Origin of the sequence: Bartonella sp. AP65SXKL, from assembly GCF_042195725.1 — a bacterium.
Lineage (GTDB): Bacteria > Pseudomonadota > Alphaproteobacteria > Rhizobiales > Rhizobiaceae > Bartonella.
In genome coordinates, this window is record NZ_JBHIOW010000060.1 from 1 (window position 1) to 1,615 (window position 1,615).

The 1,615-nt window shown below is 35.7% G+C and carries 1 protein-coding gene; it reads right to left on the bottom strand.

Translation table 11 applies throughout. From position 1 onward, the window contains the following. On the bottom strand, positions 1 to 701 hold a 701-nt coding region (locus ACFIMP_RS09625; RefSeq protein ID WP_375613990.1), incomplete at its 3' end, for an ABC transporter substrate-binding protein. Positions 702 to 1,615 lie beyond the last annotated feature (914 nt).

Genomic DNA, 1,615 nt, shown 5'->3' on the forward strand with positions numbered 1-1,615 from the left:
TTGGAGCTTGCACGCAACAAAATTCCTTCTCCAGGGCGCCAACTCTCTAGCTGATAAGGACCAACACAAGCAGAATGGCTTGCCAAATACCGGTTTCCCATATCACCATTTTTTTCGTGTTTCATGAGTGTTTCACGATCAAGCAAAGCAAGAGTACGACTAGTGGCAAAATGGCTAAGAATGAGCTCTGCTGGATAAGGTTTATCAAATTTCATCACAACCGTTTTGTCGTCCGGTGCTTGAAAAGCCTCATCAACGTTTTGTTCTGTAATCCCATATTCATTAAATGTCGCCGCAGTAGCCATCTTCAATTGAACAACCCGCTTCATGCTCCAAATAAGATCATTGGCATTCGCAGGACGACCATCGTTGAACTTCAAACCATCACGCAAATGAAAAGTAATCACCGTACTCTGATCATCACTTGAAACATCCCAACTCTTCGCTAAAGAAGGAACCATTTTAGCAGCATCATCTGTAGCAGAAACGACTAAATTATCACAAACATTAACAAGAACTTCATTACCATAACGGTCATTGATTTGTGCGGGATCAAATGTACTTATTGTATCAAGATTCCAAGCCATCACAAGCGTATCGGCGGGTGTTTTCGCTGAAACTTGTTGCACAAACATCCCCATTGCAAGAACAGCAGAAACAAAAGAACTGCCCTTTTTCAATATTTTTCTTTTCCCGTTCATAGAATTTTCCTTTTAAGATTTAAGGTTATTGTATAACTTCCCATGTGACAACATGCAAAAATGATAAGATCATGCTTAGAAAACACGCCTCCTAGAGGTAAAATATCAAAATCTCTAAAAGCAGCAGCCACTTTTCAAAAGCTCCTTCCCTCCCAAATACGTATAGAACAAACGAACATATGCAACGCAAAACGATCTGATTAAAATGAAGCTATCACGCACGATAGCACACGACATCACGGCACTTATAATTCAGAGCATATCAGACCAAAATCCTTCCTTGCTTCATTAAAAAGATTTCTTTTTCAAGTTTCTTCTTGCGATTTTCTAAAAAGTATCATCAAAGCGCTACTCTAATTGCTTCAAAAGCCTCAAAACAATTTGATATTTTGATGATCCTGAATAAATTTTTTCGTAACCATTTTCACCCTTCTTCAGAAGAAAATTCGAATTTTATTATAACTCCGTATCAAATAACAGCTTCGAACCTATAGATTATCATATTTTAAGTCATAAGGAATGTAACCTGAGGTATGAGAAGAGTAGCTTGATGTTTCCCCACGTACCCGCATACAACAGTTTTTCTCACCAAAACATTTTATAAAGTCCCCATTTTTTCAGAAACACTAAATTTTGCTTTATTCGTTACACCTGTCTTTTGCAACAAACAAATTTATTACTTTTTATACATATAAATTGAAATATCAAATATTAATATCTATATACGTAGAATTTATCGAAATAAATAACCTCTCTTCCCAATAGAATGTTTTGAAACAAAATTCTCTACACAACATGGTAATCCATTCCCGATAGAATTCAACGTATTGCAAAGTATTAAAGAGCTTTGCAATACATCAAATATATCATGACCATGTTTTTTATATTTTATAAACCTGATACCTTTTTATTTT